We start from the raw sequence: 13834 nt of genomic DNA, 5'->3' as shown, positions 1-13834 counted from the left end.
AGACACTCGGTGGCTCACCCATATAGGAGTTATAGCGCATGTCCCACGTTCGCTCTGCCACGATTCATGATCTCGACGCCTTGACCGAGTTACTAGACGGCTATCGGCAGTTTTATCAGCAGCCAAGTGATAGGCAAGCCGCGCGTGACTTTTTGCGCCAACGGTTTGGGCAAGCAGATTCGCGCATCTTGGTGAGCGAAGGTGAGGATGGCACGCTCACCGGGTTCGTTCAGCTCTACCCTGGCGTCTCCACCGTGGGGCTAAATGCGCGCTGGACGCTGAACGATCTTTTCGTACGACCAGCGTGCCGAGAGAACGGCACGGGGCGAGCGCTGATGGAAGCGGCCACTCGATTGGCTCGTGAACATGGTGTTGCGCGTTTGATATTGATGACGCAGGTCGACAATGAGCGCGCCCAGCGGCTATACGAGTCGCTGGGCTGGCAGCGCAATACGGCGTTTTATGGCTATGTGCTCGATGTGACCTAAACGCGCTTCATCGTCACTTAGCGGATGCTCTCTGGTAGCGCAAATACTTCTAGTCGGAGCTCAGCGCATTTATAGCCTGTTCTCTACTAACATCCCTCGCATCAGCGTCTCGACTACGCTTTCGTACTCGTTCGCCAATGAAAATTGTTGCGGGTCTTGTAGCCATTCAAAACAAATGCCTATTAAAAAGCTATCAAACTGTATCCGAGCACTGGTAGGGCTAAGCCCTCGGCGTAATTGGCCATCTTGCTGTATTTGTCCGAATAATAGTTCTATTCGAGCCTTCGAATATTCTGAAAGCTTAGTAATCATACTAATGCGTGGGTGATCATCTTCTAGTTTTTCGCAGCGGTGTAGCACGATGGTGGCGGCACGCTGTAGAGGTATATCGTAGCAGATAGCGCTGAGCGCGTTGTGGGCAATGGCATGCAAACAGTGTATCGGGTCATGGCTTAAGCGGAACATGGCATCATCGACAATTTCATCGAGTGGCACGCGAACACGCTCTAACAGTGCATTAAAAACAGCCGCTTTATCTTCAAAATGCCAGTAAATGGCACCGCGGGTTACTCCTGCGGCTGACGCAATATGGGCTAATGTGGTGCGCGACACGCCTTGAGCGAGAAACTGGGTTTCTGCGGCATCTAGAATTGCCTCGCGGGTGCGTTCAGCCTCAGCATTGCGGCGTGACATAGCAGCTCCTAAGAAAAATAACCATATATTGGCATTACTGGATGGCAAAGTCGCCAGTAGGAGATTAGTATACACATTAACTGACATTCATGAATGTCAGTTAAATTCTCATGACTGCGTATTAATAACACCGCCGAGGAGTCCGCTGTGCGTAACCCTGTGATTCGATTGCTTCCAGCAGTGCTGGCCTTGCTGCTGACAGCCGGTGATGCTTATGCTGAAAGCCAGAATGAACCTCCTCCTCGGCCGGTGAAGCTGATTACACTGGAAGCATCGAGTACTTCACTACAGCGCCAGTTTCCTGCGCGTGTCGAGGCCACCACGCGCAGCAATCTCTCGTTTCGCATGGCGGGTGAACTTTTAGAGCTAAATGTTAGCCCGGGCCAGCGGGTGACAGAAGGCACCTTGATAGCGCGTATTGACGATCGTAATGTGCGTAGCGAGCTAGATAGCGCCAGCTCACGCCTGGAGCTGGCGCGGGCAACCCACGAACGCATGCGCTATACCCTAGAGCGCGGAGCGATTAGTCAGGCGCGGTTTGATGAGTCAGAGGCAGAGCTGCGCGCCGCTCGGGCGACGTTCGAGCAGGCCGAAGAGCAGCTAGAAAGTACCCAGCTACGTGCCCCTTACGATGGCGTGATTGCCCAGGTGCCGGTGGATAACCGACAGATTGTCCAGGTACAGGAAACCGTGGCGGTGATTCAGCAGCCGGGGCAGCTTGACGTGATCTTTCACTTACCGCAGCAAATCGTTCAGCAAATACCCCACAGTGATGAGGTAACACCGTTTGAAACGGCGATGGCCTTTGAAGTGCGGTTTGGCAATAGTGAAAAACCTTACCTTGCCCAGTTGGCGTCTTATACCACCCAAGCTAGCGCCCAGAGCTTGGCTTATGAGGTAACGCTTCGGCTACCGCAGCCCGACGATATCACGCTACTGGATGGCATGAGCGCCACGGTGCGGCTTGATTTAGGCCAACTGTTACCTGCGTCTGAACGTCTTGCTTGGCATCTGCCGCCTGACGCCATTAGCTATCAGGGGGAGAACTCAGAGCAGGCGGTGGTGTGGCGTTTTAAGGCGCCGGACCGTTTAGAGGCAGTGCCGGTCGAGGTGGGACGTTTAACCTCTAAGGGGTTAGAAGTGAGCGGTGAGCTGGCCGCGAATGATCGCGTGGTGGCAGCGGGGGCCCATCGTGTCAGCGCTGATATGCGTGTAACACCATGGAAAAAGGAACAGGGGCTATAAGATGGTTGATTACTTCTTACGCCACCGGGCCGCTAGTTATTTAATGACCGTGGTGCTGCTCCTCGGCGGGGCGCTCGCTTTCACCGGCATGGGGCAGCTTGAGTTCCCTGAATTTACCATCCGCAATGCGCTGGTCACCACCCAGTACCCCGGTGCTACGCCAGAAGAGGTGGAGCAGGAGGTCACCTCGACACTGGAAGAAGCTATTCAAGAAATGCCCGCGATTAAGCGCATCAGCTCGGTAAGTTCTGATGGTTTTTCGCAGATCACCGTCGAGCTGCAAAGCACGGTGCAAAACGAAGAGCTACAACAGCTGTGGGATTCATTACGCCGCAAAGTAGGCGATGCTCAGGCGGCCCTGCCGCCAGGGGCAAGCCAGTCACGGGTTAACGACGATTTTGGCGATGTCTTCGGTCTGATGATTAACCTGACCGGTGACGGCTACGCCATGCCGGATTTAAAAAGCCATGCTGAGTTTCTGAAGCGTGAACTTGCTTTGGTTGACGGCGTTGAAAAGGTGTCATTGGCGGGGGTAAGAGAGGAGCGCATTTTCATTGAAGTCGACCGTGAGCGGCTGCGTGCGCTGAACATTCCGTTAAGTTCACTTCAACAGCTGCTTGATACGCAAAATGCTGTCGTGGACTCGGGACACTTGGAGCAGCGAGGCCAGCGCTTCCGGGTAACGCCTTCGGGTAGTTCTGCCAATATTGATGATTTACGTGCGCTCATTGTCAGTGAAGGTAATGGCGAGCTGGTGAGGTTGAGCGATATTGCGGAGGTTTCTCGCGGCTTGACCGAGCAACCGCAGCAGCTTTACCGCGATATGGGGCGGCCGGCTATTTCCCTGGGCATCTCGTTTGAAAGCGGCGTTAACGTGGTCGAAGTAGGTGCCCGCCTTGATCAACGGCTAGAGGAACTAGACGCGCGCACACCCTTAGGTATGGAGCTTAACGTAGTCTATGACCAGCCGAGCGTGGTGGATGAGGCGGTATCCGGTTTTCTTGTCAGCCTGATTCAGGCGGTTGCGATTGTCATTGTGGTGCTCATGCTGTTTATGGGCTGGCGTAGCGGCCTGTTGATGGGCTTCATGCTACTGATAACAATCATTGGCACTTTTATGCTGATGCGCATCCACGGTTTGCAGCTTGAAACGATCTCACTAGGGGCGCTGATTATCGCCCTGGGCATGCTGGTCGATAACGCCATTGTGGTCACTGAAGGCATGCTGGTGGGTTTAAAACGTGGCCAAAGTATTCGTGAGTCGGCGCATCAGGTGGTTCGACAAAACGCATGGCCTCTGCTGGCAGCAACGTTGATTGCGGTAGCCGCTTTTGCGCCGATTGGGTTGTCTCCAGATGATACAGGTGAATTTATCGGCTCGCTGTTCTATGTGTTGCTCTATTCACTGCTGCTGAGCTGGCTGACGGCGCTGACGCTCACGCCTTTCTATTTCAAACTGCTATTTCGCAATGTGGCGCCTAGCAGCTCAGACGAAGACCCTTACCAAGGGGCGGTATACCGTTTGTTTAGCCGCGTGATTGTGGCGTGTATCCGGCTGCGTTGGCTAACGCTTGGCTTGGTGATGGCCATACTGGCAGGCGCTATATTTGGCTTTGGATTCGTTAAGGACGCCTTTTTTCCACCCTCGAATACGCCCATTTTCTTTGTTGATTACCGCACGCCGGAAGGCACCGATATTCTGGAAACCCAGCGACGGGTGGCAGAGTTGGAAGAGGTGGTCATGGACATGGAGGGGGTTCGCCATCTCACCACGGTGGTCGGCGGTGGTGCCCAGCGCTTTACCTTGACCTATGCGCCAGAAGACTTTCATGCTAGCTATTCACAGCTCATTGTCGAGACCGATGGCAAAGCGACGCAGCAAGCGCGCATGGCGGATATCGAAGCGGTACTTGAGCGCGATCACAGCGATATCGACTATAAAATTGCCCCGCTGGAAGTGGGGCCTGCCCCGAAAGCCAAGATTGAAGCCAGGGTTTACGGCAGCGACCCCGCCGTATTACGCCAGCTCGGTGAGCAAGTCGAAGCCCTGTTTAGCGATACGTCCAATATGGTCAGCGTGCGCACCAACTGGCGTAACCGTGTTCAGGCCGTAGTGCCTATTTTCGCCGAAGACACCGCGCGACGGTTGGGGGTCACGCGTGAGAATTTGGCAGCAACACTGGCGCTGAGCACCAGTGGAAGCCAAGTGGGGATCTATCGTGACGGCAGCGACCTAATTCCGATTGTTGCCAGAGCGATACCGGAGCAGCGTAATGATATCGACAACTTGGGGTCGCTAAACGTATGGAGCGCCGAACAGGGGCGTTACATCACGGCAGATCAAGTGATGCGCGATGTGACAACCCAAGTAGCGGATCCACTGATTATGCGTCGTGACCGTGAACGCATGCTGGCGGTATATGGCGAACCCGACCCGCTTAGTGGGGTTACAGCTGCGAGTGTGCTGGCTCAGGTTCGGCCTCAAGTTGAAGCGCTTGAATTGCCACCCGGTTACAGGCTTGAGTGGGGGGGCGAGCTCGAGGCTGCTGGCGAAGCTCGGAGTGCTTTGTTTCTGTCGCTACCGCTTGGCTTAGTGATAATGTTTATTATCACAGTTGTGCTGTTTAATAACTTCCGACAGCCGCTGGCGATCTGGTTTTTGGTGCCGTTGACCATTGTCGGCGTAGTGGCCGCGTTACTGCTAACCGGGCTGCCTTTCTCGTTTATGGCGCTGCTGGGCACGCTGAGTTTGATCGGGATGGTGATTAAAAATGCTATTGTTTTGGTAGAAGAGATCAATGTGCAGCTGCCGTTGCACAAAGATCGTTATCACGCCGTGGTGCGCGCCGCCATTAGCCGTGTTCGGCCCGTATCCATGGCCGCCCTGACGACCATGCTAGGGCTGATTCCACTGATCAGTGATGCCTTCTTTGCCAGCATGGCGGTCGCGCTGATAGGTGGGCTTGGGGTGGCCACACTGCTCACCCTTATCGTGCTGCCGGTGATTTACTGCGTGCTTTATCAGATCAAGATTCATGAGGATTAAGGCAGTCTTTGCCGATCATGAGTGACACTATTTGAAGGCATAATGACAGCCGCCCTCACTAAAGAGGGCGGTGCCATATCGAGCATTGGATGGGGGAGAACGGTTTACGAGGCAACGCGGAAGGGATTGCGTGGGTCGTTGTCCCAAGCGAGGAACGGTTTGCCGGTCTCTTGCGGCACCATGGTGATGCAGTTCTCTACCGGGCAGGTGATCTGGCAGAGGTTACAGCCAACGCACTCCTCTTCAATGACCTCATAGCGGCGGGCGCCGTCCTGCTCGGTAAGCTTGGCAATCGACTGGTGGGAGGTATCTTCGCAGGCGATATAGCAGCGGCCACACTCAATACACAAATCCTGATCGATGTGGGCGATGGTCTTGAAGTTGATGTCCAGATGCTTCCAGTCGGTGGTGTGTGGCACCGCCTTGCGGGAAAACGCCTCGATGGAGTCGTAGCCTTTTTCCGCCATCCAGCGGGAGAGGCCGTCTTTCATCTCCTCTACAATCCTAAAACCGTTGAGCATGGCAGCGGTGCACACCTGCACGCTGCCTGCGCCCAGGGCGATAAATTCCGCCGCATCCCGCCAGGTGGAAATCCCGCCGATGCCTGAAATAGGTAGCGTAGGTGTGGCTGGGTCACGGGCAATTTCTGCCACCATGTTCAGGGCGATGGGTTTGACGGCGCTGCCGCAGTAGCCGCCGTGGGTGCTCTGATGGCCTACGGTGGGTTTGGCGACCATGTTGTCCAGGTCGATACTGGTGATTGAGTTGATGGTGTTGATTAGCGAGACCGCATCCGCGCCGCCACGTAGCGCCGCCTGGGCACCCACGCGAATATCGGTAATGTTGGGGGTGAGTTTGACGATCACCGGCTTGGAGTAGTGCTTCTTACACCAGTAGGTGACTTTCTCGATCAGGTCGGGGTTTTGGCCCACCGCCGCGCCCATGCCGCGTTCCGGCATGCCGTGAGGGCAGCCCAGGTTGAGCTCAATGCCATCTGCACCGGTGGCTTCTACCAGTGGCAAAATATATGCCCAGGCTTCCTCGTTGCAAGGCACCATGATGGAGACGATTAGTGCACGGTCGGGCCAATCCTTCTTCACCTGGGTGATCTCTTTAAGGTTGATCTCCAGCGAGCGGTCGGTAATCAGCTCGATATTGTTAAAGCCGATGACTTCGCGGTTCTTGCCGTAGTGGGCGGAGTAGCGGGAGGAGACGTTGACCGCCGCAGGCTCTTCGCCGAGGGTTTTCCACACTACGCCGCCCCAGCCCGCTTCATAGGCGCGCACGACGTTGTAGGCTTTGTCGGTGGGCGGGGCAGAGGCCAGCCAGAACGGGTTCGGAGCTTTGATACCGGCAAAATTCACCGACAGATCAACGCCATTGACGACGCTGTCGCCACTGTTTTTTTTGCCTGGAAAAGAGAGCGTGTTGAAAGGCGTCGTGTTCATGCGGCCTCCTGCTGGGCGGCGAGCGCTTGATGAATGGCGTGGGCCGCCAGTTTGCCGTGCTGCACGGCTTGTACGGTGAGATCCTGGCCGGATTTCAAACAGTCGCCCCCGGCGTAAACGTTGGGCAGAGAGGTTTGGAGCATCTCATTGACGTGAATGCGCTCGCCGTCGCGGGCAAGCTCCGCGGCAGTGGCGTCGTGTAGGCTTTCGCCAGCGAAGCCTTGGCCGATGGCGGTGAAAACGGCATCCGCCGGAATCTCAAAGGATTCGCCGGTGGGTGTTAATCGCCCCTCTTGATCGCGGGTGTTAGCAAAGCGCATGCCTGCCACCTGCCCTTGCTCATTCAGCAGAATCTCGTCCGGCTGCGCCCAGGTGATCATGCGCACGCCGTTGGCCTTGGCGATCTCCTGTTCGTGGTCGGTGGCGGACATCGCCTCAACGCCACGGCGATACACCAGCGTGACCTCGGCAGCGCCCAGTCGCGCCATTTGCGTGGCCATATCGATCGCGGTATTGCCTGCGCCAATCACGATGCAGCGCTTGGCCAGGGCCAGGCTGCCCAGATCATCGGTCTGGCGCAGGGTTTTGATGTAGTCCACCGCAGGCATCAGGCCCGGTGCATCCTCGCCGGTTAGCCCCAGCGTACGGCTGGCCCCCAGCCCCAAACCCAGGAATACGCTGTCGTACTGCTGGCGCAGGATGTCGAGAGTAAGGTTGTCGCCCAGGCGCTGGCCGTACTGAAGGTCGATGCCGCCGACTTCCAGTAAGAACTCGACTTCTTTACGGGCAAAGTCATCGGTCATTTTGTAGCGGGCGATACCGTACTCGTTAAGCCCGCCGGGCTTTTGTTCGGCCTCAAAAATCGTCACCTGATGGCCCAGCATTGCCAAGCGATGCGCGCAGGAGAGTCCCGCAGGCCCGGCACCCACCACGGCGATGTGTCGGCCAGTGCTGGCGGCGCGCTTAAAGGGGTGGCTCTCAAACTGCATATGATCGGTGGCGTGGCGCTGGAGCAGGCCAATCAGCACCGGCTGGCATTCCGCGTCGTGGTTACGCACGCAGCTACGCTCGCAGAGAATTTCGGTGGGGCATACGCGGGCACAGCTGCCGCCAAGGATATTGGCTTCCAGAATGGTTTCCGCTGCGCCATTAATGTTGTTTTCACTGATTTGGCGGATGAAGCTCGGTATATCAATATCCGACGGGCAAGCCTCGACGCAGGGCGCGTCGAAGCAGTAGAGGCAGCGCTGGCTTTCAATGATGGCTTGGCGTGGCGTCAGCGGCGGGTGAAGGTCGCTGAAATTATGCGCCAACGTCGCTGGGTCATAGGTGTCGACCTCTTTTGCGCTGGGCAGATGATCAAGTGAATGGGTCACGGTCGTTTCTCCATTGCTCTGTTCTTCGTAGGGGCCGGGATTAGCGAGTTACCGCCACGGGTGCATTCAGCTCGGCGCGTTTTGCGAGCAGCTCGAACACGCCGGGGTAGGCGGGGCGTTCTAAGTAGCGCCCTGCGCCGCGTTCGGCATGTAGCTCGCCATCACGCCATGTCCACTTGCCCTGGCTAATGGTGTGACGAGCAATGCCGAGCACCGTTTTGCCCTCGAAGATGTTGAAGTCGACGTTCTGATGGTGAGTTTTCGCGGAGATCGTGCGCGTACCGTTCGGGTCCCACACCACGATGTCAGCATCGGAGCCCACTTGGATCGCCCCCTTGCGCGGATAGAGGTTGAAGATTTTGGCGGTGTTGGTGGAGGTGACCGCGACAAACTCTTGGGGCGATAGCTTGCCGGTATTCACGCCTTCGTCCCACAGCACGGCCAAGCGGTCTTCCACGCCTGCGGTGCCGTTGGGGATCTTGGTGAAGTCATCTTTACCAGCAGCCTTTTGCTCTTCGCAGAAGCAGCAGTGGTCGGTGGCGGTGGTTTGCAGGTTGCCGGATTGAAGGCCGTGCCACAGCGCTTCCTGATGGCCTTTAGGGCGGAAGGGCGGGCTCATGACGTGGGCGGCGGCAGTTGCCCAGTCCGGGTTTTGATAAACGCTGTCGTCGATTACCAGATGGCCCGCTAAGCACTCGCCAAATACCGGGTGGCCCTGCTGGCGGGCGTAGGCGATTTCGTCCACCGCGTCCTTGGTGGAAACGTGCACCAAATAAACCGGTGCACCGAGGGTGCTGGCAATACGAATCGCCCGGCTGGCGGCTTCGCCTTCCACCTGAGGCGGTCGGGAAAGCGGATGCGCTTCTGGCCCGGTCATCCCCTGGGCGAGCAGCTTTTGCTGCATGTGGTAGACCAGCTCGCCGTTTTCCGCGTGTACCGTGGGGATCGCCCCAAGCTCTAAACACCGCGAGAAACTCTCCACCAGGATATCGTCGGTGGCCATGATCGCGCCCTTGTAGGCCATAAAGTGCTTGAAGCTGTTAACGCCGTGCTCCCGCACCAGCGTCCCCATCTCTTCTTTGACGCTCTCGTCCCACCAAGTAATCGCCACGTGGAAGGCGAAATCGGTGGCGGCTTTTTCTGCCCAGCCTTGCCAGGTGTTAAACGCTTCCAGCAACGACTGGCCGGGGCTCGGTATCACAAAGTCGATAATGGTCGTGGTACCCCCTGCCATGGCCGCGGCGGTGCCGGTGTAGAAATCTTCGCTGGCCACCGCGCCCATAAACGGCATCTGCATATGGGTGTGGGGGTCGATACCGCCGGGCATCACCAATTGGTGGCTGGCATCGACAATCTCGCAGCCTTCCGGCACGTCTAAATCGGTGCCAATGGCGTGGATTTTTCCATCGACGCAGAGCACGTCAGCGTGGTAGGTGTCGGCGTGGGTGACGACGGTGCCGCCCTTGATCAATAAACTCATGGTTCACTCCTGGGATAATTGACTGAGGGGCTTATTCGCCGTCGGTTAAGCGGGTGTAGGTTTCCGGGCGGCGGTCACGGAAGAACTGCCAGTTGTTGCGCACCTCGCGCACCATGTCTAAGTCGATCTCGTGTACCAGCAGCTCGTCTTCGGTTTCGCTGGCCTGGGCTTCGATCTTGCCGCGTGGGTTGACGATGTAGCTGGAGCCGTAAAAGTCGCCGATATTCCAAGGCGCTTCGCTGCCTACGCGGTTGATGGCAGCGATGAAGCAGCCGTTAGCGGCAGCCGAGGCGGGTTGTTCAAGCTCCCATAAATATTGAGATAGCCCGGCCACAGTCGCGGAGGGGTTAAAGATGACTTCGGCACCGTTAAGGGCCAGTGCTCGCCAGCCTTCAGGGAAGTGGCGGTCGTAGCAGATGTACACGCCGATCTTGCCGTAGGCGGTATCGAACACCGGCCAGTTGGATTGGCCCGGCTTAAAGAAGAATTTTTCCCAAAAGCCAGCCACTTGGGGAATGTGTGTTTTGTGGTATTTGCCCAGATAGCTACCGTCAGCGTCGAATACCGCTGCCGTGTTGTAGTAAACGCCGGTCTCGGTTTCTTCATAGATAGGGACGATGATCACCATGCGGTGTTCGGCGGCGAGCTTCTGCATCATCTGGCAGGTGGGGCCTTCCGGCACCCGCTCGGCAGCGGCGTACCATTTGCTGTCCTGGCTGGGGCAAAAGTAGGGTTGATTAAACACTTCCTGGAAGCACAGCACCTGCACGCCTTGTTCAGCGGCTTGTTTTATCAGCGGCAGATGCGCTTCGTTCATCGCGTCTCGAATAGCGGCGGGTTCCAGGTCGGTACTGGTTTTTAGGCCCATTTGAATCAGGCCGATTTTCATCTTTTGCATACAAAGCCCTCTCGTGTCATACGCGCTCACCGCATTGGCTAGCGCATCACGGCAAGTTAAAAACACTAATCGCTAATATTTATGAGTGTGATGACGGTCACTTGGCGTGTGGTGACACCGGCATAAAGCCGAGTGTTTATTGTTTTTTTAAAAGTTGTCATATTTGACAGCTTTTTGAACATAGACCTTTGTGTGGTCACTTTTCAAGATTTTTTTATCTAATGATGAGTGTGCTTTCAAGTTATTGATTTTATATGTTTTTGTTTTTTGTTAAGGCTGTTTTTCCTGATTTGGTGAATGCATGCACATGTTTGGTGATTTTTTTATACTTTTAAAAATCAATGGTTTGATATTTTTTTATAGGGTTTTAAACGATTTTTTTGTATCTTTTTGGTGCGTTATTTTTTTAACCAACTAAGGTTTTTAGTGGTCTTACGTCGCATTCAAAAAAACACAACAACAAGTGAGAGTGCGGTGACTGCCTATCTGTCGATTAAGTCAGCTTTTTGCTCAATAAGTTAACTGTCATGCGGTGTGTTTAGGCATGTTTATTGCTGCAACAAAAGCTGAAGCCGTGAATGCGGTCGGCAATGTCGCTGCTGAGGAGAATAAAATGACAGGCTCAAGAACCCAGATGGTAGACAGAGAGGGGCTGATTGAACTCCACGTTGAGGACGATGTTCGTTCGAGTCCTCGTTTCAATGAAGATATTGCGCCTACTCAGGCAAGTGAGCGCACGTGGAGCAAGTGGAACATTGCAGCGCTGTGGGTAGGAATGTCGATTTGTGTACCCACCTATACGCTGGGCGGGGTGTTAACCGCTTATTTTGGCTTAAGCGTGGGGGAGGCGCTCTTTGCCATCTTGCTAGCCAACGTGATCGTACTGATTCCACTGACGCTGAATGCTTTTCCCGGTACTAAGTTCGGTATTCCTTTTCCGGTGGTATTGCGCTCATCCTTCGGTATTTTGGGCTCGAATGTGCCGTGCCTAGTACGTGCGCTGGTGGGCTGCGGCTGGTTCGGTATTCAAACCATGTTTGGCGGCTTGGCCATTCACCTGCTGTTGTCGGAGCTGATTCCCGCCTGGGCAGCCCTAGGGGGCGTGGGGGAAGTGATTGGCTTTTTTGTTTTCGGCGCTATGAACCTCTATGTAGTGATCCGGGGCGCGGAGTCGATTAAGTGGCTGGAGACGCTGGCGGCTCCTTTGCTCTTAGCCGTGGGTATTGGGCTTATGATGTGGGCATGGCCGAATATGTCGATGACCGAGCTATTGGCACAGCCGCCGTCGCGCCCTGAAGGGGCCTCGGTGTACGGCTATTTTTTTGCAGGTTTAACGGCCATGGTGGGATTTTGGGCCACGCTATCTCTGAACATTCCCGATTTTAGCCGCTTTGCCAAAAGCCAAAAAGATCAAATTGTAGGGCAAATTATTGGCCTGCCGCTCACGATGTTTTTCTTTGCTGCGTTGGGGGTGGTGCTTACCGCTGCGTCGGAAAATCTCGTAGGGCAAACGGTTGCCGACCCCGTACGTTTGATTGGCTACATCGATAGCCCCTTCTGGGTCATCATGGCCATGCTGCTGATTATCATCGCGACTATTTCCACCAACACTGCTTCCAATATCGTGTCGCCAACGAATGACTTCCAAAATATTGCGCCGAAGTTGATTAACCAAACGCGTGGCGTGCTCATGACCGGTGCGGTCGGTGTGCTGCTGATGGGTTATGACTTGTTGCAAAAAGCCGGCGTCATCGCCCCCGGCGTTTCCCTTGAACAAATGTACTCCAACTGGCTATTAGGCTACTCCAGCCTGTTGGGTCCTATCGCTGGCATTATGGCGGTGGATTACTTCCTGATTAAAAAGCAGCGTTTGGATGTGCCGAGCCTGTATATGGACCACCATGCTTATCCCGCCGTCAATATGGCCGGTTTTATCGCCTTTGGGGTTCCGGTTGCGTTAACGCTGCTTTCGCTGCTAACCGGCACCATGAACTGGTTTTATGACTACGGCTGGTTTACGGGCTCCGCGTTGGGAGCAGTCGTCTATTACCTCGCCAGCCAAGCGCTCGCGACGTCGCCCCAGGCAGGGCCTGTGCCTCTGGCGGCAAGTGAGATCGTTAAGTAGGCCGTCATCCTATTAACGGCTGACCCACACCGTAACGCCCGGCGCTCCGCCGGGCGTTACGCTTTATGGCTCGCGCTGTTTAATAAACCCCAAAAATGCATCCACCACGCGATTCGGTCGACGGTCGTGGCGGGTGACTAACACAAAGGGAATACGGTAGTGCTGGGTGGTCGGGTGCAGGGCGCGCATTTTGCCTGCCGCTACCCACTGCGCGGCCACATGCTCGGGTAGGAAGCCGATGAAGCGCCCGGTGAGGATGAGAAATGCCGCGCCTTCTCGATCGGATGCCGAGGCCTGTAGGTTGAGGGCTTCATGAGCCTGACGTGCGGTATCGGGAAGCGGGTAGCGCGGTCGGATGGCGGGGTAGCGGGTAAGGTGGTCTGAGGTCGATGCGTCGTCGGGCAGGCTGAACAGCGGGTGATCAGCGGAGCAGTACAAGTATGAGGGCTCGTCGTAGAGTAAACGCGTTGCTAGGCTGGTGGGCAGGTTCACGGCAGGCACCACACCCACGTGCAGGTGGCCATCCATCACGCCGCGAATCACCGCGTCGGAGGGCTCCATGTGAATATGCACCGTGACCTCGTGGTTCGGCGCCGTCAATGCGGCCAGGGCATGGGTCACGTTCATGGCGGGCAGCGTGACCAAGTTATCGGTAATGCCGATATTTAGCTCGCCTTTGATGGTGTGATGCAGCGCGTTCACATCGCTTTTGAACGTCTCCAGCGCCGTGAGCAGCGTCAGCCCGGCTTGGTAAATCTCTTTGCCCTCTTCTGTCAGGCTGAAGCCACCGCGCCCCCGTTGGCAAAGCGAAAACCCCAAACGGCTTTCCAGGTCGCTCATGTGCTGACTGATGGCCGAACGGCTAATGCCTAGCGTGGTCTCCGCTGCGGTAAACCCCCCACACTCCACCACCGTCTTAAAAATACGTACCAAGCGTATGTCGTAGTCGCTCATTTGGCCCAGTGCTGCCATAACTACCTCTTCTTGATAAAAAGGGCGTTTATTGCGGTAACGGATTTGCTAAAAATTGATATA

The 13834-nt window shown here is 55.8% G+C and carries 10 protein-coding genes; 4 read left to right on the top strand and 6 right to left on the bottom strand.

Features of this window, described 5'->3' with window-relative positions:
* Positions 1–38: 38 nt before the first annotated feature.
* On the top strand, positions 39–488 hold the full coding sequence (locus QIT27_RS09695) for a GNAT family N-acetyltransferase (RefSeq protein WP_285263654.1): 450 nt from the start codon (positions 39–41) through the stop codon (positions 486–488).
* Positions 489–557: 69 nt separating this feature from the next.
* Here QIT27_RS09695 and QIT27_RS09690 read toward each other — a convergent pair whose 3' ends face one another.
* On the bottom strand, positions 558–1181 hold the full coding sequence (locus tag QIT27_RS09690; protein ID WP_285263653.1) for a TetR family transcriptional regulator: 624 nt from the start codon (positions 1179–1181) through the stop codon (positions 558–560).
* Between the two features lie 147 nt (positions 1182–1328).
* On the opposite strand from QIT27_RS09690, the gene QIT27_RS09685 reads away from it, so the two are divergent.
* Entirely contained in the window at positions 1329–2426 is a 1098-nt protein-coding gene (locus QIT27_RS09685) for an efflux RND transporter periplasmic adaptor subunit (RefSeq protein WP_285263652.1), read from the top strand.
* 1 nt (position 2427) lies between these two features.
* Positions 2428–5472: an efflux RND transporter permease subunit gene (locus tag QIT27_RS09680; RefSeq protein WP_285263651.1), complete on the top strand. Its 3045-nt coding sequence runs from the start codon at positions 2428–2430 to the stop codon at positions 5470–5472.
* Between the two features lie 104 nt (positions 5473–5576).
* Here QIT27_RS09680 and preA read toward each other — a convergent pair whose 3' ends face one another.
* Genes preA through QIT27_RS09660 form a run of 4 tightly spaced genes read right to left on the bottom strand, consistent with a single transcriptional unit; the run spans position 5577 to position 10674 of the window.
* Entirely contained in the window at positions 5577–6920 is a 1344-nt protein-coding gene (gene preA / locus QIT27_RS09675; protein ID WP_285263650.1) for an NAD-dependent dihydropyrimidine dehydrogenase subunit PreA, read from the bottom strand.
* Positions 6917–8296, bottom strand: coding sequence for an NAD(P)-dependent oxidoreductase (locus QIT27_RS09670; protein WP_285263649.1), 1380 nt, complete (start codon positions 8294–8296; stop codon positions 6917–6919). The genes preA and QIT27_RS09670 overlap by 4 nt, the downstream gene beginning before the upstream one ends.
* 40 nt (positions 8297–8336) lie before the next feature.
* The gene (gene hydA, locus QIT27_RS09665) at positions 8337–9776 is read right to left on the bottom strand and encodes a dihydropyrimidinase (protein WP_285263648.1); all 1440 of its coding nucleotides are present in this window, start codon (positions 9774–9776) and stop codon (positions 8337–8339) included.
* A 31-nt stretch (positions 9777–9807) separates the two neighbouring features.
* On the bottom strand, positions 9808–10674 hold the full coding sequence (locus tag QIT27_RS09660) for a nitrilase-related carbon-nitrogen hydrolase (RefSeq protein ID WP_285263647.1): 867 nt from the start codon (positions 10672–10674) through the stop codon (positions 9808–9810).
* Positions 10675–11287: 613 nt separating this feature from the next.
* On the opposite strand from QIT27_RS09660, the gene QIT27_RS09655 reads away from it, so the two are divergent.
* Positions 11288–12799, top strand: coding sequence for an NCS1 family nucleobase:cation symporter-1 (locus QIT27_RS09655; RefSeq protein ID WP_285263646.1), 1512 nt, complete (start codon positions 11288–11290; stop codon positions 12797–12799).
* A gap of 63 nt (positions 12800–12862) precedes the next feature.
* Here the strand turns inward: QIT27_RS09655 and QIT27_RS09650 are convergent, their stop codons facing one another.
* Positions 12863–13771: a LysR family transcriptional regulator gene (locus tag QIT27_RS09650; RefSeq protein ID WP_285263645.1), complete on the bottom strand. Its 909-nt coding sequence runs from the start codon at positions 13769–13771 to the stop codon at positions 12863–12865.
* Positions 13772–13834 lie beyond the last annotated feature (63 nt).

The organism is Halomonas sp. LC1 (assembly GCF_030247125.1).
Classification (GTDB): domain Bacteria; phylum Pseudomonadota; class Gammaproteobacteria; order Pseudomonadales; family Halomonadaceae; genus Vreelandella.
Note: the sequence above shows the minus strand (reverse complement) of the source record. Positions and strands in the feature narration are given on the sequence as shown.

Excerpts from the sequence above, each read along its gene's own strand:
- QIT27_RS09695 (WP_285263654.1), top strand. The coding sequence starts at position 39 with ATGTCCCACGTTCGCTCTGCCACGATTCATGATCTCGACGCCTTGACC.
- QIT27_RS09690 (WP_285263653.1), bottom strand. The coding sequence starts at position 1,181 with ATGTCACGCCGCAATGCTGAGGCTGAACGCACCCGCGAGGCAATTCTA.
- QIT27_RS09680 (WP_285263651.1), top strand. The coding sequence starts at position 2,428 with ATGGTTGATTACTTCTTACGCCACCGGGCCGCTAGTTATTTAATGACC.
- preA (WP_285263650.1), bottom strand. The coding sequence starts at position 6,920 with ATGAACACGACGCCTTTCAACACGCTCTCTTTTCCAGGCAAAAAAAAC.
- hydA (WP_285263648.1), bottom strand. The coding sequence starts at position 9,776 with ATGAGTTTATTGATCAAGGGCGGCACCGTCGTCACCCACGCCGACACC.
- QIT27_RS09660 (WP_285263647.1), bottom strand. The coding sequence starts at position 10,674 with ATGCAAAAGATGAAAATCGGCCTGATTCAAATGGGCCTAAAAACCAGT.
- QIT27_RS09655 (WP_285263646.1), top strand. The coding sequence starts at position 11,288 with ATGACAGGCTCAAGAACCCAGATGGTAGACAGAGAGGGGCTGATTGAA.
- QIT27_RS09650 (WP_285263645.1), bottom strand. The coding sequence starts at position 13,771 with ATGGCAGCACTGGGCCAAATGAGCGACTACGACATACGCTTGGTACGT.